13 protein-coding genes are annotated in these 19,082 nt (G+C 69.4%); 10 read left to right on the forward strand and 3 right to left on the reverse strand.

Annotation, left to right across the window (positions count from 1 at the left end; all coding sequences use genetic code 11):
• Positions 1-84: 84 nt before the first annotated feature.
• Together B0I29_RS03685 and B0I29_RS03690 are read right to left on the reverse strand one after the other, a co-directional pair.
• A complete protein-coding gene (locus tag B0I29_RS03685) occupies positions 85-1,323 on the reverse strand; it encodes an AAA family ATPase (RefSeq protein ID WP_111647415.1) in 1,239 nt (412 codons plus the stop codon).
• A 377-nt stretch (positions 1,324-1,700) separates the two neighbouring features.
• Positions 1,701-3,167, reverse strand: coding sequence for a hypothetical protein (locus B0I29_RS03690; protein ID WP_111647980.1), 1,467 nt, complete (start codon positions 3,165-3,167; stop codon positions 1,701-1,703).
• 170 nt (positions 3,168-3,337) lie between these two features.
• Between B0I29_RS03690 and B0I29_RS03695 the strand changes: the two genes are divergently transcribed.
• From B0I29_RS03695 to B0I29_RS03705, 3 genes are all read left to right on the forward strand, one after another.
• On the forward strand, positions 3,338-5,416 hold the full coding sequence (locus B0I29_RS03695; protein ID WP_111647416.1) for a M14 family zinc carboxypeptidase: 2,079 nt from the start codon (positions 3,338-3,340) through the stop codon (positions 5,414-5,416).
• A 665-nt stretch (positions 5,417-6,081) separates the two neighbouring features.
• Positions 6,082-6,687: a response regulator transcription factor gene (locus B0I29_RS03700; protein ID WP_111647981.1), complete on the forward strand. Its 606-nt coding sequence runs from the start codon at positions 6,082-6,084 to the stop codon at positions 6,685-6,687.
• 43 nt (positions 6,688-6,730) lie between these two features.
• A complete protein-coding gene (locus tag B0I29_RS03705; RefSeq protein WP_111647417.1) occupies positions 6,731-7,300 on the forward strand; it encodes a VanZ family protein in 570 nt (189 codons plus the stop codon).
• Here the strand turns inward: B0I29_RS03705 and B0I29_RS03710 are convergent.
• Positions 7,224-8,471: a glycosyltransferase gene (locus tag B0I29_RS03710; protein ID WP_111647418.1), complete on the reverse strand. Its 1,248-nt coding sequence runs from the start codon at positions 8,469-8,471 to the stop codon at positions 7,224-7,226. The genes B0I29_RS03705 and B0I29_RS03710 overlap by 77 nt on opposite strands.
• Before the next feature lie 453 nt (positions 8,472-8,924).
• On the opposite strand from B0I29_RS03710, the gene B0I29_RS03715 reads away from it, so the two are divergent.
• From B0I29_RS03715 to B0I29_RS03745, 7 genes are all read left to right on the forward strand, one after another.
• The gene (locus tag B0I29_RS03715) at positions 8,925-10,925 is read left to right on the forward strand and encodes a nucleoside-diphosphate sugar epimerase/dehydratase (RefSeq protein WP_245972208.1); all 2,001 of its coding nucleotides are present in this window, start codon (positions 8,925-8,927) and stop codon (positions 10,923-10,925) included.
• 112 nt (positions 10,926-11,037) lie between these two features.
• A complete protein-coding gene (locus B0I29_RS03720; RefSeq protein ID WP_111647983.1) occupies positions 11,038-12,294 on the forward strand; it encodes a nucleotide sugar dehydrogenase in 1,257 nt (418 codons plus the stop codon).
• A gap of 25 nt (positions 12,295-12,319) precedes the next feature.
• The gene (locus B0I29_RS03725) at positions 12,320-13,024 is read left to right on the forward strand and encodes a sugar transferase (protein ID WP_245972210.1); all 705 of its coding nucleotides are present in this window, start codon (positions 12,320-12,322) and stop codon (positions 13,022-13,024) included.
• Positions 13,014-14,069, forward strand: coding sequence for a hypothetical protein (locus tag B0I29_RS03730; protein ID WP_111647419.1), 1,056 nt, complete (start codon positions 13,014-13,016; stop codon positions 14,067-14,069). The genes B0I29_RS03725 and B0I29_RS03730 overlap by 11 nt, the downstream gene beginning before the upstream one ends.
• 114 nt (positions 14,070-14,183) lie before the next feature.
• Complete coding sequence (locus B0I29_RS03735; protein WP_111647985.1) at positions 14,184-15,389, forward strand: hypothetical protein; 1,206 nt, start codon at positions 14,184-14,186, stop codon at positions 15,387-15,389.
• A 215-nt stretch (positions 15,390-15,604) separates the two neighbouring features.
• Entirely contained in the window at positions 15,605-18,457 is a 2,853-nt protein-coding gene (locus B0I29_RS03740; protein ID WP_146616710.1) for an amidase domain-containing protein, read from the forward strand.
• Positions 18,458-18,468: 11 nt separating this feature from the next.
• Positions 18,469-18,969 carry a hypothetical protein gene (locus B0I29_RS03745; protein ID WP_111647421.1) on the forward strand — a complete coding sequence of 167 codons (501 nt, stop codon included), beginning with the start codon at positions 18,469-18,471 and terminating at the stop codon, positions 18,967-18,969.
• Positions 18,970-19,082: the final 113 nt, after the last annotated feature.

Raw genomic sequence — 19,082 nt, forward strand, 5'->3', positions numbered from 1 at the left:
GGCCTGTGGGGTGGGCGGGATCCGCCGCCAGCTGGCTGGGGGCGGGCGGTGCACTGCTCGGGCGGCTTGGTGTGTGGGTCTCCGTCATCGGGCGGCCACGGCTCCGGGGCGGATGGCGGCTTGCTCGGCGCGGGCGGTCTCGGCGCGGTCGGAGAGGGTCACCGCGCTGGTGAGGCGGTCGATCGCCGGTGGGATCGGCCAGTCGTTGTGGCGCAGCCTGGCCAGGGTGGTCGCGGGTACGACCACGAGATCAGGGGCACCGGTGTCCACCGCTCGGACCAGCACATCCCAGGCGGCGTCCCAGCGGGAGCGCTCCAGCCTGTTCCGGACGGCCTCGACCACCGCGTCGAGCGTCGCCTGGCGCAGGTCGCCACGGTCCGGCAACACCGCGTTCGCCGGGTCGGCCAGCAGATCCTCCGGATCCGGCAGGTCCAGCCGGTCCAGCGCGGCCAGCAGTTCCAGGCCGGGCCCGTCGCCGACCGCCCCGCGTACCACCATGGACAACGCCTCGCGAGAGGCGCCGGCGGCGGTGGCGAAAGCCAGCAGCCGCAGCGCCATCTCCCAGCTGCGCGGCGACGGCCAGGGTCCGCCGCGCCGGGTCTCGGTGTTCGGCAGCTGGTGCACCAGCTTGGGCCGGGCGCCGAGAAGCCCGCACACCGCCCGCCGGGCGAGCGCCACCGCCTCCGGCAGCCGGCCGGCGTCGAGGCTCGGCAGACCAGCCCGAGGCCACGTTCCGCCGAGACCGCGCACCACGACATCGTGGTCATACGCCCACTGCAGGTGGACGAACCGGTTCGCCAGCGGCGCGCTCAGCTCCCATCCATCAGCCGCCGACCCGCGCGGATTGGCAGCCGCCACGATCCGGATACCCGGCGGCAACCGCAGCGCGCCCACCTGCCGTTCCAGCACCACCCGCAGCAGCGCGGCCTGCACCGCCGGGGGAGCGGTCGAGAGCTCATCAAGAAAGAGCAACCCCTTTCCGGTACGCGCGAGGCGCACCGCCCAGTCCGGCGGCGCCATCGGCACACCCTGGACCGCCGGATCGTCACCGACGACCGGCAGCCCGGCGAAGTCGGACGGTTCGTGCACACTCGCGATCACCGTGGTCAGGGGCAGCCCGAGCGAGTCCGCGAGGTGGGTGAGCGCCGCGGTCTTGCCGATGCCGGGTTCACCCCAGAGCAGCACCGGAAGGTCGGCGCTGACCGCGAGAGTGAGAGCTTCAAGCTGGACGTCGGGCCGTGCCTCGGTAGCGGTGTCACCGAGCAGAGTCAGCAGCTCAGCAGCAATGTCGAGGGTGCCGGGCGAAGCGGGAGCAAGAGTCAATTCAGATCACCTTTGGTTGGTCGAAGTAGCGGAAGAACCTGATGAGTTGTGCGAGTGGCCCACACCCGCTGTGGGCGTGGCTACACCCGCAGCGGGTGTGGAGCGAAAGAGAACATGTCTCCGGCGCTCCCGCGGTGCGTCACAGATCAGTGACCACTAGCAGGGGTGTGGTGGCGTGGCGTCTGGCGACGCGGGGGTGCAGCGGCGAGGGTGCAACGGCGAGAGGGTGCAGCGTGCGGTGACGCGGCAGTGCGGGCAGAGAGCACGGCGTTGCGGGCAGTGAGCGTGGCGTCGCGGGCAGGGGTGCGGCGGCGCGGGAGTGCGGGCAGGGGGTGCGGCGTCGCGGGAGTGCGGGGTGCCGGTGCGGATGCCGGGAGTCAGCGGGATCTGGACAGGCGTGGGCGGGTCCGGACCTTGCGGCGGCGTTCGGTTTCCTCGGGGGAGCGGGGTGGACAGTGCCCGGCCATTCCGGCCCGGAACAGCCCGTGGATGACCCGCTGATCCGCGGCCGCTTCCAGCTCGTCCCGCAGGGCGCCTTCGCGGAGCAGCGCGCCGGGACCGAGCAGGGCCTCCAGGGTGTCGAGCGCCCCGGCGTAGTCACCATGGTCCAGCCGCGCCCGGACGTCGACCAGGTCCTCCGGATGCCGGATCGTCGCGTCGACGGCCCGCAGGCACGGCATCGGCGTGCCGCCGAGAGCGATCAGGAGCTGCTCACGGCGCAGCTCGGCCGGATCGTGATCGAGCGGAGCAAGCACCCCGTCAACCAGCCCGATCCGATGCCGAACACCGCCACAATCCACAAACCGCTCCCCAACCAAGCCAGCCGAGCCAGTCACACCGGCCGGGCCAGCCGGGCCAGCCGAGCCCGCCAGGCCCGGCCAGCCCTCCGGCGATTCGACGAAACCGGCCGAGCCCATGGAGACCGGCGGACCCGAGTCAACCGCCAACTCCGCGGAGGCCGGCAACTCCGGCGGAGCAAGTGCTGCCGCCACGAGCGGATGCAGCCGGCTCGGCTCGATCAGGCCTGCTCGAAGCAGCAACAGATCAGGCGGCACCCACGTAGACGCGTCCGGCAGCACCGGCAACCGGCCACCGTCACCCGTACAGGTCACAGCTCCACCCGGGCCGAGGTGTAGCCATCGCCCGGCCCCGAGCCGCACGGCAACCGGCCCCTCCGGCAAACCGTCAGCCGCCAACAGGATCGCGGCCTCGTCACCCCACCGATGCACAGCGAACCCCATCGCAGCGAGATCCACCCCTGCGACATCAAGCCCCGCGACATCAGGCCCCGCGAGAGAAGACCCCGCGGGAGAAGGCCCCGCGGGAGAAGGCCCCGCACGCTCCCGGAGCGACCCCGCCTGCTCCGCATCCCACAAACAGCGATGCAGGTCCAACCGGAACCGCCGGTCCGGCCGTGAGTGCGGATGCCCCGTCACCCCCGGACCGCCCCGCTCCCACAGCGCCAGACTCACCCGCTGGCCCGCGTCTGCCCAGGCCGGATCGGTGCGGGCGACCAGGTGCAGCCCGCCATATCGGGCGAGCGACAACGTCAGCCCCGGCCGGAGCAAACCCTCCGGCCCTACCCGTGGCAGATGCCAGCGCAGCAGATCCGGCGCGAGAACCCGCAGGTCCTCCCGCAAGAGCCCGGCGACCTCACAGCCGTGCGAGCCGGCCACGGCCTGAACAGAGAAATCGACGTCGAATCGCGCGGCCACGCACGCCCCGGCCCAGTCGCCGGCCAGGCGGCGAGCGGTGGCGGACTCGATCATCGAGGGCGGCACGGCGAACTCGCGCACGCGACGCCAGGATTGAAGACGGTTCTCGATCGCGGAGCGGGAGCGCATCAGCACTCACCTTCGGCGAACGAGACCCCCGTTTCGTACCAGGAGGTATTCATCGCCGGGAGCCTACAACGCCGGACCCGGCCCTGTCAGCAGTGATTCCAACTGATTGACATATTCGAATCTTTGGATTGCGGTGGAGGGTGACATCCTTCGACGCCGCAGGAGGTTCGATGCGCTGGCCGGCAATCCTGTCCGCCGCACTGCTGACCACGACGTTGCTGACGGTCCAACCCGGGACCGCCCAAGCAGCGCAAAAAGCCCAAGAAACCCAAGAATCCCAAACACCCGAGACGATCACGCTCGGAGAAGGCGAGCACGCCCTCATCCGATTCCAGCTGCCCGACGAGGCCGCCTTCGAGCGCCTCCTGACCAGCGGCGCCGACATCGCCGCCCGGCCACGAACCACGCCGGACAAAATCTTCGCCGACATCGTCGTGGACGACCAGCAACTCGCCGAGCTGCTCACGCTCAACGCCAAGCCCGTCCAACTGATCCACGGCGAAACCACGAACGCCGCCCGCAACCTGATCACCACCCAGCAGGCGGACACCCTGCAGTTCCTGCAGGCCTACTGGTGGACCAGCAACGGCCGCACATTCCTGCAGACCCAGGTAGCCACCACCGCCACCGACGACCCGGATGTCGAGATCACCGTGCGGTGGACGACCGCGGACGGCACCACCGGCACGTACCCGCTGGTCAGGTTCGAGGACGCGGACGAATACCAGTACCACTACGCCCTGCCGCAACCCCTGCCCGCCAAACCGGTCAGCGTCACCGCCACCTCCAGCCTCGGCGGGGTTTCCCGGACGATCACCCCGGCGACCTGGCCCGGCTCCACCCCGCCGCCGAATCCGGCCGGCTACCAGAAGGACTTCGTCGACGCCTACATGACGCCGACCGACATCACCGCCCGGATCAAGCGCCTGGCCAGGCAGTATCCGAAGCTGGTCGACGTGCTCAACCTGCCGAACAAGACCCAGGGATACCGGCGCACCGCCGCCGCCTACCTCGGTGACCCGGCGGCAGCGGCGATCGTCGTGGAGTCGGTCAAGTTCGGCGACCAGGGCTTCAACGGCGTCCAGGTGCGCACGATCGATCCGGGAAAGGCGAACAGCCCGCTCTCCGCCGCGTACCGTGATCGGGTTTTGACCGTGAAGCTCGGCACCGGAGCCGGCGGCGAAGTGATCAGCTCGACCGGCGATGTGGCCGCGCTGATCACGGCGAGGTTCCCGAAGCGGTTCACCGCGTTCGTCGAGGACGGCTCGGCCGGTCTGATCATGCCGGTGGCCGGTCCGGCGCGGCTCGACGACGGGCTGGCCGGCACCGAGGTGTCGCAGAAACCGCAGACCGTGCAGGCGCTGCGGATCGGCAAGGTGCGCAACGGCACGAAGCCCGGCGTGCTCGCCTATTCGCAGGAACACGCGCGGGAATGGGCGACCCCGCTCGTCACGCTCGAATTCGCGGAACGGCTCCTGGCCAATTACGCGACCGACCCGGCGACGAAGGAACTCGTCGATTCGACAGATGTCTTCATCATCCCGACGGTCAATCCGGACGGCGCCAACTACTCGTTCAACGACTTCAACTTCCAGAGGAAGAACCTGGTCAACCACTGTGCGGGCGCCCAGCGTGACCCCCGGTACCGCAACTCGTGGGGCGTCGACGTGAACCGCAACTACGCCGTCGGCTCATATTTCGACGGCTATGTCGGCGCCAGCGCGAACTGCCTCTCCGGCACCTACGCCGGCACCGCCGAACTGTCCGAAGCGGAAAGCCGCAACGTCGTGGCCCTCGCCTCGAAGCACAAGAACATCAAGTTCTCACTGAACGTGCACAGCTACGGCGGCTATTTCATGTGGTCGCCCGGCGCCTACAAGGTCCCCGGCCGGATCACCCTGCCCCGCCCGTCGATCGACGAAGCCGCGTTCTTCCTGAGCAGCGCGAAACGCATCGTCGGCGCCATCGCCGCCGAACGCGGCACGGTCACCTGGCCGGCCTACACCGGCCCGGTCGCCGACGTCCTCTACTCCGCGGCCGGCAACTCCGCCGACCACCTGTACTACGACCTCGGTATCACCGCCTGGAACTTCGAAGTCGGCAACGACCGCTGGAACGACTCCACCCAGCAGTGGGAAGGCGTCGGCTTCCAACCCCCGTTCGACGAGGCCCACGCCGAATCCCAGGAATACGCCGGCGGCCTCATCGAACTCGTCCGCATCGCCCGCGACCAGTCCGACCTGCGCTGACCCCGATGGTGGGCGCGCTGCGTTCCTCAGTCGCGCCCACCATTCGATACGCGTAACCGCAAAGGCACCGTCAGCCCGAGGCGCCTGACGTCCATGCCCCGGCGCGACCCGCCGCCACCTCCGGCGCCGGGTCGCGCTTCCGGGCGCACCAAGCGCACGTTCGGGGTACCGCCGAAGCGGTCCGGGAGAGTGGTAATCCTTTTCGGTCGCCGCCGCTCATGAATTGATCAAATAACGGAATGATTGCGGACCCGGATCCATTGTCCCTTTCAGGTGATCACAATGACGAATTCTGATCACTTTCATGCCCGATTAGTCCGGAAAAGTCAGGACTCGTCCCTGATTTCTCCAGTGTAACTGATCGATATCCCACGGATTTCCTGCACTGATTTCGTAGATCCGGTAAACCTCAGTCAGTCGATCGGCTATGGCTATGTGCGAAGAGTGCCTCCGACCGTTACGTTAAGTAGGTGTCCAGCGGCCCACGCCGGTGGCACGGATCTGTCATGACCTGGCACAACTCGCGTTCATCGAGATCAATAAAAGATCTGTCGCCCCGGGGTTAGCCGAATGGACACGGGGCGATAGAAAGGTAAGTGCATCCAGCGTTCCTGCCATGCCGACGCCCAGGCTTCATGCCGGCGTCGATCGACGAGGGTGGTGTGATGATCCGGGTCGTCGTTGTCAGAGACGAGGGATACTTCGGTGTCCCGGTGCGGACGTTCCTCGAGACCGAACCGGACATGCACTATGTCGACACCCTGCCCATCGGCAGCGACCTGGCGCAGCGCGCCGCCCAGCTCTGGCCGGGCGTCGTGGTGATCGACACGGAGTACATGGTGAGCCAGGTGCTGCCGATCGCCGTCGAGCTGCACACCGCGATCCCGTCCTGTTCCATGCTGCTGCTCTGCGACCCCTCCAAACGCGGCATGCTCCCACCCCGCAGGTGGAACGGCGGGCTGAACTTCCTGATCAAGGACTCCTCACCGACCACCCTCGCGGACGCGGTACGCCGTCTGGCCCGCGGCGAACGGGTGGTCTCGCCGATGCTGCAGGCCGCCTCCCTCAACACCGACCGCGGCCTGAGCACCCGGGAGCTGGAAGTCCTCGGCCTCGCGGCGGAGGGCGAGTCGGTCAAGGAGATCGCCGGCCGGCTCTACCTGTCCGGCGGCACCGTGCGCAACTACCTGTCCGCGATCATCTCCAAGACCGGCGCCCGCAACCGTCTCGACGCGATCCGGATCGCCCGCAAAGAAGGCTGGCTCCGCTGATCTACCAGGGCCCTCACAGCGCTGCGGCGTAGCGTGGGAGCCGATGGCAACCCATCTCGACATCCCGGCCCTGCCCGTGCTGCTGCCCTTGGGCGCCACACTGATGGTCGTGTCGTGGGTGCTGCTGCGCCGCGGCGGCACCCTGACCGTTCCCAGACTCGCCGCCACCTGGTTCGCCGTCTTCTACGCCTGCGCGGTGCTCGGCGCGACCATGCTGCCGATGCATTTGGCCTGGGGTCCCGGCGCCGGCGACGCGCAGCTCTACCGGTTCATCCTGGTGCCGATCCTCGAGATGCGCCCGATGGACTTCGTGCTCAACACGGTGATGACGCTGCCGCTCGCCGCGATCCTGCACACCGTCTTCGGTGTCCGTGACCAGCGCCGGGTGGTGCTGACCGGGTTCGCGCTCAGCGCCGCCATCGAGGTCACCCAGGGATTGCTGCTGCTGACCCTGCACGGCAGCAGGTGGGCCGACGTGAACGACCTGATGTCGAACACGCTGGGGGCCTACCTCGGTTATCTGCTGTTCCAGCGGCTCATGCGTTTCGCACCTTTCCGCCGGGCAGTGGAAAGCGCCGAGCCCGCCCGCGGTACGCCAGTAACGGTGCGATGACCTGCCGCCGGCGAGGCCGGTCCGCGATCCGTTCGTAGAGCCGCCCGACCGCCGCGGCCAGGTGATCCGCGTCGTACCGCGAACTCACCGACCGTCCCGGCAACCGCGCGCCGCCGCGCTCGTCCAGGCACAACAGCTCGGCGCGCAGCGCCCGCGGCAGCGACTCCCGATCCCGTGGCGAGAGCCGATGGGTGCCGTGCACCGCCGCCCGCGCCGTGATCCGCTCCTCCAGCGGCGGGCAGGCCGCGTAGACCGCCGGCAGCCCGGACGCGATCGCCTCCAGGATGGCCAGCCCGAACGTCCGCGAGTCCGGCGAGGCGAACACGTCCATGGCGCAGAGCATCTCCCGGGTGTGCACGACCGCCCCGGCGAACAACACCCGGTCGGCGACCCCCTCGATCACTGCGAGCCGCTCCAGCGAGGCCCGGGCCGGCCCGTCGCCGACCAGCAGCAGGCACGCGTCCGGCACCTCGGCGATCGCCCGGATCAGCAGGTCGAACCGCTTGTCCGGTTCGAGCCGGCCGACACCGCCGACCAGCGGGACACCGGGTTCGACACCGAGGCGGGCCCGGGTGATCGCCCGCGTCCGCCGGTCGAACCGGAACTCCGTGGGGTCGATCGCCTTGGGGATCATCGCGATCCGCTCGTCCGGCACACCCCAGTCGCGCAGCCGCCCGGCGATCGCCGGTGACGCCGCGATGGTGACCTGCCCGAGCCGCTCCCCGGCCAGGTAGAGGGCGCGCACCCCGGGCGAGACCCGCCGCCCTTCGAGGACCTCGGCGCCCAGGTGATGCTCGGTGGTCACCACGTGCGGCACCCCGGCCAGCCGCGCCGCGATCCGCCCCTGCACCGACGCCCGGTACAGGTGGGTGTGCACCACGTCGTAGCGCCCGTCGAGCATCAGCCGCCGCAGCCGCGCGATCGCCCCGGGATCGCGATCGCACGTCGCGGTCAGCCGATGCACTCTCGCGCCTTCCGCGCGAAGCGCGTCGGCGATGCCATCCGCCGCCGGCTCCGTGCCTGGCCGATCTTCAAGCTTTCCCGGTACGCGTGAAGCGGCCGGCGCCAGCATGACGACCTCGTTGTCGTGAGGCAGCCTGCGCACCAGCAACCGCAGCTGGTGACCGGCCCCGCCCGGCCCCGGCGTGCTGATGACGTGGAGCACCCTCATCTTTCGTGACCCCCGGTCGCATTGACGACAGAACGCTTGCGACACCCGCGCCAAAAGACGCTGCCGGAAGAAGTGGTCTCCGCGTAAGTCACAGATGTCATGCATAAAGCGAGAGCTTCTCACTGTCAGCATGACATCATCGTCCGAATGGCCGATCCGATGCCCCGAACGGCTCTGATCGAAACGCCGATCAAGGGCGCGTTCTCGCTGAAACGGGGAACGTGAGTGATCCTCACGTAGGCCATGACAATTGCTACTGTAATCGGCCCTTCCTGGCTGCAACTCTAATTTTGCGAAAGGTTGAAAGGGTCATCCGAGGCGAGTGGGTCGTGAAGCATTTCCGGCGTCCGGAAATGCATTCCGCCGCTCGCATTTCTTGTCGCGCGGAAAAACGGGTCTTGTCGAGCTGATGGTCCGCGGCCGGTAACGCCGGCATCGTACGAGGGGGATTCCATGCAGGTACGGCGATCAGCGACCGGCGATAGCGAGGCCGGCGTCTCAGCCGGCGAGTGGCGCGGCCGGAGACTGGATCCGGCGCCCTGGTTCGCTTCCGTGTTACCCGGCCGGGCCGCCCGGGCCGGCACCGACGCACTGGCCCTCGCCACCGCGCTGCTGATCGCCACGCTGCTGCGGCACGACGGTCACGTCGGTGAGACCGACTTCCGCGGCGTCATCCTGCTCTCCGGCGTCGCCGCGATCGTGCACACCCTGGCCGGCATCCACTTCGGCCTCTACACCGGACGCTGGGCGTACGGCTGCTTCGAGGAGATCGCCGCGCTGGTGAAGACCGCCGCGGTGGTGACACCGGTGCTGTTCCTGCTCGACACCCTGCTCGGCCGGCTGGTACCCCGCTCGGCGATCATCGCGGCCGGCCTGTTCGCCCTGGTCCTCGCGGCCGGCGTGCGATACACGACGCGGCTGCTGCGCGACAACCGGCTGCGGCCCTCACCCGAGCACGGCATCCGGGTCGTCGTGATGGGCGCCGGCGAGGGCGCCACCCAGGTCATCCGGGCCATGCTGCGCAGCCCCCGCAGCCCGTACGTCCCGGTCGCCCTGCTCGACGACGACCCCGCCAAGCGCACCTTCCGGATCATGGGCGTGCCGGTGGCCGGCAACCGGAACGCGATGGCCGAGGTGGTCCGCCGCTTCGACGCCGAGGCAGTGGTCATCGCGATCCCCAGCGCCAGTGCCGACCTGATCCGCGCGCTCACCGACCTGGCCCAGCCGCTCAACGTCGACCTCAAGGTGGTGCCGCCGGTCGTCGAGCTGTTCGGCCGTACCGTCCGGGTCGAGGACATCCGCCCGGTCAGCCATGAGGACCTGCTCGGGCGCCGCGAGATCGGCATCGACCTCGCCGCCGTCGCCGGATACCTGGAGGGCCGGCGGGTGCTGGTCACCGGCGCCGGCGGCTCGATCGGCTCCGAGCTGTGCCGCCAGCTGGCCCGGTTCAACCCGGCCAAGCTGGTGATGCTGGACCGCGACGAGTCCGGCCTGCACGCCGTGCAGCTCTCCATCGACGGCCGCGGCATGCTCGACGACCGTAACCTGGTCGTCGCCGACATCCGCGACCAGCAGCGCCTCGACGAGGTCTTCGCCGAGCACAAGCCGCACGTGGTCTTCCACGCCGCCGCCCTCAAACACCTGCCGCTGCTGGAGATGCACCCCTCCGAGGCGCTCAAGACCAACATCATCGGCACGTACCAGATCCTGCAGACCGCGCTGCGGCACAAGGTCGACCGGCTGGTCAACATCTCCACCGACAAGGCCGCCGACCCGTGCAGCGTCCTCGGGTACTCCAAGCGGATCACCGAACGGCTCACCGCCGCGGCCGACGCGTCGACCACCGGCACCTACTGCAGCGTCCGGTTCGGCAACGTGCTCGGCAGCCGCGGCTCGGTGCTCACCGCGTTCGCCGCGCAGGTCGAGGCGGGCGGCCCGATCACCGTCACCCACCCCGACGTGAACCGGTACTTCATGACCGTGCAGGAAGCGGTCCGCCTGGTCATCCAGGCCGGCGCCCTGGACAGCGACGCCGAGGTGATGGTCCTCGACATGGGTGAGCCGGTCCGGATCGCGGACGTCGCCAAACGCATCGCCGACGCCGCCGACCAGCACATCCAGATCGTCTACACCGGACTGCGCCCGGGCGAGAAGATCGCCGAGGTGCTGCTCGGGCCGAACGAGCCCGACCACCGGCCCAACCACCCGCTCATCTCGCAGGCCCCGGTTCCCCCGCTCGACGGCGCGGTGCTGTCGCTGCTCGACCCGGCGGCGCCCCGGGCCGACCTGATCGCTGTCCTGCACTGGCTCTCCGAGAGTCCGGCGCTCCCGGCCGTACTCCAGACGTCGCCGACCGCGACCACCGCGGCGGCGGGCTCATGGCACCGCCCTGCGCCGCGCAGCAAGCCCAGGCAGCCGGAAGCCGCATCCGTACCGCCGGCCAGGCGCTCGTGAAGGTACCGCGCTCGTGATCAAACGATCGAAGACCGCCCGTTCGCGGGCGGTCTGCCCGCCGCAGAAGAAGGCGGCCCCGAAGAAGACATCGCAGATGAAGGAGATAACACCCATGCGGGTCGTCATCGCCGGCCAGGGGTACGTCGGACTGCCGCTCGCGGTCCGCGCCGCCCAGGTCGGCCACACAGTCGTCGGCTTCGACGTCGACGACGACCGGATCAAACGGCTCGCCGCCGGTGAGTCCTACGTCGACGACGTCTCCTCCGACGACCTGCGCGACATCCTCGCCACCGGCAAGTTCACCCCGTCGTCCGACCCGCGCTCCTGCGGCGGGTTCGACGTCGCGGTGATCGCGGTGCCGACGCCGCTGCGCGAGGGCACTCCCGACCTGCGTTTCATCGAGGAGTCCGCCCGCACCCTGGCGCGGTACCTGCGCCCCGGCGCGACCGTCGCCCTGGAGTCGACCACCTACCCGGGCACCACCACCGAGCTGGTCGCGCCGCTGCTGGAGGAGGGCTCCGGCCTGATCGCCGGCGTCGACTTCCACCTGGGTTACAGCCCCGAGCGCATCGACCCGGGCAACCGCGAGTGGAACCTCACCACCACGCCGAAGGTCGTCTCCGGCATCAACCCGGCCTCACTGGAACACGTGCAGGCCTTCTACGCCTCGGTCGTCGACACGACCGTCCCGGTCGCCGACACCAAGGTCGCCGAGCTCGCCAAACTGCTCGAGAACACGTTCCGGCACGTCAACATCGCGCTGGTCAACGAGCTCGCGGTGTACGCCAACGAACTCGGCATCGACGTCTGGGAGGCGATCGACGCGGCCAGCTCGAAGCCGTTCGGATACATGCGGTTCGTGCCCGGCCCCGGCGTCGGCGGGCACTGCCTGCCGATCGACCCGTCGTACCTGTCCTGGCGGGTGCAGCGGACCCTCGGGCAGAGCTTCCGGTTCGTCGAGCTGGCCAACGACATCAACAACCACATGCCGGATTACGTCTCGCGCCGGCTGGTCGCCGCCCTGAACACCCGGCGCAAGGCGGTCAACGGCTCGACGATCCTGCTGCTCGGTCTCGCGTACAAGAAGAACAGCGGCGACGCGCGTGAGTCACCCGCGCGGCGGGTCGCCGCGCTGCTGCTCGGCATGGGCGCCGAGGTACGCGCCGCCGACCCGCACGTCGTCGAGGACGCCCACGTCGACAGCCGGGTCGCCCGGGTCGCGCTGACGCCCGAGCAGATCGCCGCCGCCGACGCGGTGATCCTGCTGGCCGACCACGACGACTTCGACCTGGACCTCGTCGTCCAGCACGCCGCCTACGTGCTGGACACCCGCCATCGCCTCACCGGACCCAACGTCGAGTCGCTGTGAACCTGAAATCTCTGCGGAGGTAATCGTGGACCCCGTCGTACGCCTTTTCTGGAACGGCCTGCAACGCCTGGTCGCCGCCGTCATGCTGCTCCTGCTCACCCCGGTGATCCTCACGATCGCGGCGTGGATCCGGATCGCCGACGGCCGGGGAGTCCTGTTCGTCCAGGACCGGGCCGGCGTGAACGGCACCCCGTTCCGGATGCTCAAGTTCCGCTCGATGGTGCACGACTCGGTCGCGCTCAGCGCCCAGCTCGGCATCGACGACCCGTTCGGCCTGGTCGAGAACGACCCCCGGATCACCCGGTGCGGCGGGTTCCTGCGCCGGACCAGCCTCGACGAGCTGCCCCAGCTGATCAACGTGGTGCTCGGTCACATGAACATGGTCGGCCCGCGCCCCGACGTGCTGCCGCAGGTCGCGAACTACTCCGCCGAGGACGCCCGCCGCCTCGAGGTCAAGCCCGGCATCACCGGCTGGGCCCAGGTCAACGGCCGCGACGACATCGACTGGCCGCAGCGGTTCATCCTGGACCGCTGGTACGTCGACAACTGGTCGCCGGCCCTCGACCTCAAGATCCTCTGGGAGACCGCGGTGACGCTCCAGCGCGGAGAGCCGCCGGTGCACGTCGACACCCTCAACATCGCCCGGCAGCAGACCCCTGCCGCCAGCCTCGATCAGAGAATCGTGATGGACCAGAAGCCAGCAGTTCAGGACGTATCCCGTGTCGCTTGAGATCGGATCGGAATTCCACTGGGACCCGGCCGTCCTGCTCAGTGCCGAGCAGGGCGGCCCGCCCGCGTGGCTGCCGGCGCAGCGCTCGCTGTTCGCCACCGGATGCGGCGCGCTCAGCGAAGTGCTGCGCCTGCTCGCACCGGCCGGCCGGCTGCACGTGCCGTCGTACTTCTGCATGGGTGTCGCCGAGGCGCTCTCCGAACGGATGCCGATCACCTGGTACCGGCACCTGCCGGACGGGCGGGGACCGCGCTGGGAGACGCTGCGGGTCGCCGACGGTGACGTGGTGCTCGCCCAGAACCTGTTCGGCCGGGAGAACGGCGGGTCGTGGGGCGCGTGGATCCGGGCACACCCCCGCATCCCGGTGATCGAGGACCACTCGCACGACCCGTTCAGCGACTGGGCGGAGAACAGCGAAGCGGCGTACGCGGTCGCCTCGCTGCGCAAGACGCTGCCGCTGCCCGACGGCGGGCTGCTCTGGTCGCCGCAGGGACTCTCGCTGCCGCGGCCGAGCGGGCCGGAGAGCAGCGGCTCGCACCTCAAGCTCGCGGCCATGCTGATCAAGGCGGCCTGGCTGGAGGGGCGGCCGATCGACAAGGAGCATTTCCGGGCGTTGCAGCAGCAGGGCGAGCACGATCTGCGGGGCAGTTCCGGGCCGGCCTGCGCGTTCACCCGGGCGGCGTTACCGCTGCTCGACGTGGCGGGTCTGCGGGAGGTCAGTGCGCGTAACGCCCGGGAGCTGGCGGGGCTGCTCTTCACGCGTACCCAGGGAATGAAGATCGTGGGAGACGGCCCGTTCCGCTTGCAGCTGGAGTGCGCATCGATCCAGGCGCGTGATGCGCTGCAGGCGCATCTGGCAGGCAATCGGATCTACGCGCCGGTGCACTGGCGGCAGGACCGCAACCGGCTCTGGAGCGGTGACCACGAGGCGGCGGACCTGGCCGACCGGATGCTCACGCTGCCGGCCGATCATCGCTGCGGACCAGGGGATTTGTCGCGGATGGCGGAGGTGGTGCGGTACTTCACGCCTGCGCTGGCGGCCTAGGGTCTTTCGCCGGCCTTTTCGCTGGACGGCGAGGGTCGCGCGAGATCGGCGGATCGGCATATCATCATTGTGTGATATGTCGATCAACGCAGCGTGATCAAGGGCGGTGACCACATGACCACCGCGCACTGGATGTCGCTCGGGCTGGCACTTTACGGCGCTCTGAGTTACGCGGTGGGATCGATCCTGCAGGCCGTCGGTGCGCAGCGCAGTCACAACACGGTGAGCACTCTCGGACATCCGCTCTACCTGGTCGGCATCGCCCTGGACATCTCCGCCTGGATCGCGGCGATGTTCGCCCTGCAGCACCTCGCGGTCTACGTCGTCGAGTCGGTGCTGGCCGGCTCGCTCGCCGTCACCGCCGTGCTGGCCTGGATGTTCCTGCAGTCCAAGCTGCGCCAGGTCGACGTGCTCGCGATCATCTGCACCGGCGCCGCCCTGACCACCCTCGCCATGTCGGCCGGCTCGCAGCACGAGATGGTGCCGACCTGGACGGTGCGGATCTCGTTCTGCTGCGCCGCCGCCGGCATCGTCCTCCTCGGCTGGGCCGCGACCCGCATCGGCATCCCCGGCCTGATCGCCGGGGTCGGCGGCCTCTCCCTCGGCGGCGCCGCCCTCACCGGCCGGGCACTGACCCTCCCGCCCGGCTCGATGGACACCTTCGGCACGGCGGTCGTCGCGATCGCCACCGAACCCCTGGTCTGGGCCCTGCTGATCTTCCCGATCAACGGCATGATCCTGTACGCGAACGCGCTCCAGAAAGGCGACGTCGGCCGGGTCACCGCCGTGCACTGGACCGGTGAGGTCGTCGGCCCCTCGGTGATCGCGCTGACCCTGCTCGGCGACACCGTGCGCCCCGGCTGGGAACCGGCCGCCCTGCTCGCCGGCATCATCACCGTCGGCTCCGCCGTGGTGCTCGCGTCCACACCCGCCGCGACCGCGCAGGTCGCCGCCCCGGCCGGTTCCTCGGTACCGGCCGGCACGTCGCTGGCCTCGCCACCACAGTCCGGGCTGGCCCTGCTCCCGGCCGAGGCCTGGCGGCTCGCCATCCCACCGGAAGCACACTGGCCGGCGTTGCAGCCACCGCTGGTCCGTGGTTACGGGACAGTGCGCTGGTGGGGGTCGCCGACGACGCCGCAACCGTTGTGGGTGCCGCCGGACCGCTCGCTCAACGTGCCGGGTTCGCTGCCGGCCTGGGCCGGCCCGCAGCTGCCGGATTCCCGCCCGCCGGACGAGTCCCGCCCGGCTCTGCGGCGCGCGGCCCACCGGGCGGTGCGCAGCCGGCACGCCCTGCCGTCGGGGCGCTCCAGCGCTGCCTGAACGCACGCGCTTCGCATAGATTGTCATCGATAGTCAAGTGGCTGAAGAGATGATCTTTGCTGTGTGTTCACTGTGTACGGTCACCTTCCGGATCAATGAGAAGGGGATCGATGAATCACCACACGGGGATGGCCCTTTCGCGTGCCTGGAACAGGCGCGTGAGGGGCGGTTTGTCGGCAGCAGTCGGTTTAGCGGTAGGCGTCACGGTCGGCGCGGTGCCCTCAGCGGCACAGGCGCCGGCGATGGTGCCGCCGATCATCTTCCGCGCCGGGAACGAGGATCTGGCCTCCGCGCTCGCCTCCGCCAAGCAGACCGGCGAACGCGTCCGGCTCGACGACGCGACCACCGAGACATCGGAATACTTCGCCACACCCGGCGGTGACGTCGTCGGCGTCATCTCGTCGGGCATGGTGCGCTTCCAGCGCAACGGAACATGGGTCCCGATCGACCTGACCCTGCGGCGGCACGCCGACGGATCGGTGGCACCCGCGGAACACCCGGACAGCCTGCGGCTATCCGGCGCCCGTACCACCGGCTCCACCGACCTCGCCTCGCTCGGCGGCGGCGTGGACAAGGTGACGATGGGCTGGCAGGGAAAGCTGCCGGAGCCCCGGCTCGAGGGCAGCAAGGCCACGTACCCGGAGGTCCGGCCCGGCGTCGACCTCGTCGTGCAGGCCACGCCGACCGGGTTCGAGCAGTTCACCGTGCTGAAGTCCGCCGCCGCGGCCAAGCGGATCACCGAGATCGCCCTGCCGCTGACCGGCCGGGGCGTCGACTCGGCCAGCGAGGACAAGCACGGCCGGGTCCGGGTCCGCGGCGCCGACGGCGACCGCTCGGCCTTCATGCCGACCCCGCTCATGTGGGACTCCGCGAAGAACCGCCCGCCGACCCGGCAGGTCGCCGTCGACGTGGCGAACGCGTCCGCCTCCGCTTCGTCCGCTGAGCCGGCCGTGACGCTCCGGCTCAAGCCGGACCGCAAGTGGCTGAACGACCCCAAGACGGTCTACCCGGTCGTCATCGACCCGCAGATCACCCGGCTCACCACCACCGGCACCGTGACGGTCATGAAGGGTTACCCGACCGCCTGGGTCGACGCCGACTCGATCTTCGTGGGCGCCTGGGACAGCAGCCTGATCGCCCGGTCGTTCGTGACCTGGGACGCTACCGCCCTGCGTGGTCAGAAGATCAAGTCAGCGAAGGTCAACTTCGCCAGCCCGTTCGCCAGCTCCTGCGAGCCCCGGCCCTGGGAGATCTGGACCACCGACGCGCCCTCCAGCGCGTCCTCGTGGGACAGCCAGCCCGCATGGCGGTACAAGGAGTCCACGTCGACCAGCACCACGTGCGCCGACTCCTGGGTCTCCGGTGACGCGACGAACTTCTTCCAGCGCGCCGCCACCGGCAACGTGAGCACGCCGACCATGGGCCTGCGCGCGTCCAGCGAGACCGACTACACCCAGTACAAGCAGTTCTGGTCGCGGAACTCCGGCGAGCTGGCGAAGGTTCCGTACGTCGAGGTGACCTACGCCAACCCGACCACCGGACCGGGCGTCTCGTCCACCGCGTACCGCGAGGAGTACTGGGCGGGCAACGCCGGCGTCGCCGGCTCGTTCACCTTCACCCAGCCGACCGGGCTCAAGGCCGCCGCGTTCCTGTACGGCCTCAACGTCAACCCGCCCACCACCGTGGTGACCGCCACCACGAGCGGAACGGCCACCGTCAACGTCACGCCGGCCACGACCGGCGTGCAGACGCTGTACGTCCGGTCGCGGGACTCCGCCGGAGTGCTCTCCGCGGTGACCGCGTACCAGTTCGGCGTCGGCGACGGGGTCAACGCGATCGGGTACCGGCCGGAACGGACCATGACCGCCGCGGAGATCACCGCGCAGGCCCAGCTGGTGCCGCTCGCCAAACAGTTCCTGCAGAACCGGGCCAACGAGATCACCGGCCACTACGACAACACGGCCGGCATCCCGATGTGGAACAGCGAGGCCTCGCTGGCCGTCGTCTCCGCCGCGGAACTGCAGTACGAGGGCGACACCCTGCTGATGGACAACCTCGACTACGAGGTCTCCACGGTCAGCTCCGACACCGGCATGGTGCAGATCTCCGGGAACCAGGCCAACCTCTGGCTCCGCGAGGAGACGTCGCTGGCGATGCCTTCCGACGATGCCGAGACCGCGTACGGGCACTCCGCCGACCGGGCCTTCGTCTTCGTGCGCAGCGGCACCACCTGGGCGCTGGCCGACCAGCGCCTGGTCGCCCTGGGTGCGGTGGCGCCGCTGACCGAGCCGATGGGCGAGTTCGAACCGGTGCTGGACGGCCTCATGCCGGAGGGCGAGCCCGCCCCGGAACCCGGCGGCGAGATCGACTACAACTTCGGCACCACTGAGCCGACCACCGACGAGCCGGCCACCGAGGAGCCGGCCGAGTCCAGCAGCGACGGCAGCGACCCGATCTGGGACGGCGAGAAGGTCGACGGCGAGTTCTCCGAGAGCAGTGGTTTCACCACGGCCGGGTACTCGACCGCGGCGGCGAAGTCCTCCGGCATGGTCCTCGCCGGAACCATCCCCAAGGGGCTCTGCTACTCGTGCATGGTGACCTATGCCCGTAAGTGGGCCATGGGCTTCAACCCCGGGTACCGGATCACCAAGGTGAAGGACAAGAACGGCAAGAAGGTGGAAGCCGACTGCACCAACTTCGTCTCGCAGGTGATGCAGGCCGGCAAGTGGAAGGAAGACTCGGGCTGGTACCAGAGCAACGGCAACTGGTGGTACACCAAGGCCAACCAGACCTGGACCTGGGGCGGCGCGAACAACTTCTCGAAGTTCGTACCGAAGCGCACCCAGAACATCTCCTCCATCTGGAAAGCGGGCCCGGGTGACATCATCCAGGCCGACTGGACCGGTGATGGCACGATCGACCACACCATGGTCGTGACCAAGACCGACCAGTACGACGTGTACGTCACCGGCCACACGAACGCGATCAAGGACAAGCCGATGAGCAAGATCACGCGGGATGCGAGGGCGAGGAACTCGCGGGTCAAGTTCTACGCCTACCGGACCTAAGGAGATCGATCATGGCGACCACAACCCGGTCCGTCTCCGCCGTGCTCGTGGTCGCGGCGATCGCCGCGACGGCGTTCTGGTTCCTCAAGGACAGCGGCGAACAGCCACTCGACGAGGCGTTCCAGGCCGAGCTGATCACGCGAGTGACCCCGCTCGTCGAGGAGCAGATCACGGAGACCTGGTCGTCCGGCGCCGGTCGGATGGCCTGCGCCGTACGCCCGGTCGGTGTCGAACCGGCGTCCGCCGCCACGATCACCGAGGTGACGACCGTGTACGCCTGGGCCAGGTGTGACACCCGCACAGCCGAAGGATCAGGGACCGTGACTCCGGTCGCGGTGCACCTGACCCCGGCCGGGCGGGTCGAAGCACCCACCGACGCGCAGTGGGATGCGGGCGAGGCCGGGGAGATGTTCCCGGAGCGCCTGCACGACGATCTGCTCGAAGGGCGGACCGCGGAGATGGACGCCGCGCTGGAGACGGCGTTGCGGGAGCGGATCCGCGAGCTCTCCTGAGTTTCATCGCGGTGCCGGCCAGGGTTGGCCGGCACCGCGTTTTTCTCGGCCTTGTTTTGTGTCGGGTTCACTTTGTGCCGAGTTTCAGCGGATCGATGACCGTGGTTGCCGGT

It is taken from the genome of Actinoplanes lutulentus (assembly GCF_003259845.1).
Classification (GTDB): domain Bacteria; phylum Actinomycetota; class Actinomycetes; order Mycobacteriales; family Micromonosporaceae; genus Actinoplanes; species Actinoplanes lutulentus.

What these genes read in the sequence shown, in the direction of transcription:
- B0I29_RS03710 (WP_111647418.1), bottom strand. Translation starts at nt 8,471, where the DNA reads ATGAGGGTGCTCCACGTCATCAGCACGCCGGGGCCGGGCGGGGCCGGT.
- B0I29_RS03690 (WP_111647980.1), bottom strand. Translation starts at nt 3,167, where the DNA reads ATGCGCTCCCGCTCCGCGATCGAGAACCGTCTTCAATCCTGGCGTCGC.
- B0I29_RS03745 (WP_111647421.1), top strand. Translation starts at nt 18,469, where the DNA reads ATGGCGACCACAACCCGGTCCGTCTCCGCCGTGCTCGTGGTCGCGGCG.
- B0I29_RS03720 (WP_111647983.1), top strand. Translation starts at nt 11,038, where the DNA reads ATGCGGGTCGTCATCGCCGGCCAGGGGTACGTCGGACTGCCGCTCGCG.
- B0I29_RS03700 (WP_111647981.1), top strand. Translation starts at nt 6,082, where the DNA reads ATGATCCGGGTCGTCGTTGTCAGAGACGAGGGATACTTCGGTGTCCCG.
- B0I29_RS03695 (WP_111647416.1), top strand. Translation starts at nt 3,338, where the DNA reads ATGCGCTGGCCGGCAATCCTGTCCGCCGCACTGCTGACCACGACGTTG.
- B0I29_RS03735 (WP_111647985.1), top strand. Translation starts at nt 14,184, where the DNA reads ATGACCACCGCGCACTGGATGTCGCTCGGGCTGGCACTTTACGGCGCT.
- B0I29_RS03705 (WP_111647417.1), top strand. Translation starts at nt 6,731, where the DNA reads ATGGCAACCCATCTCGACATCCCGGCCCTGCCCGTGCTGCTGCCCTTG.
- B0I29_RS03715 (WP_245972208.1), top strand. Translation starts at nt 8,925, where the DNA reads ATGCAGGTACGGCGATCAGCGACCGGCGATAGCGAGGCCGGCGTCTCA.